Source organism: Paraburkholderia sp. NMBU_R16 (genome assembly GCF_013282575.1).
Taxonomy (GTDB): domain Bacteria; phylum Pseudomonadota; class Gammaproteobacteria; order Burkholderiales; family Burkholderiaceae; genus Trinickia.
The window spans coordinates 1-261 of the sequence record NZ_JAAAYE010000381.1; the positions used below are offsets into that span (position 1 = coordinate 1).

The 261-nt window shown below is 55.9% G+C and carries 2 pseudogenes; one reads left to right on the forward strand and one right to left on the reverse strand.

Annotated features, from left to right (window positions below):
• A pseudogene (locus tag GWC77_RS28605) lies at nucleotides 1-128 on the reverse strand (IS6 family transposase); the annotation flags it as partial.
• A 1-nt stretch (nucleotide 129) separates the two neighbouring features.
• Between GWC77_RS28605 and GWC77_RS28610 the strand changes: the two are divergent.
• Nucleotides 130-261, forward strand: a pseudogene (locus tag GWC77_RS28610) (DDE-type integrase/transposase/recombinase); the annotation flags it as partial.

Sequence of the window (261 nt, forward strand, 5' to 3'; positions counted from 1 at the left end):
ACCTTCACGTAGGTCTCGTCCATGCGCCAGCTCTTGCCTACCGGACGCTTGTGTCGGCGAAACGACTTTTCAAACAGTGGCACCAGCTTGATGACCCAGCGGTGCACACTCGAGTGATCGACCTCGACAGAGCCGGACCATCGTGCCATCAAACGCATCATCAAACCGATGATGGGATTCAAGGATTTCCGGTGCGCGCGCATCATCCTGGCCGGCATTGAGATCATGCACATGATCCGCAAAGGCCAAATGAAGGGTGAC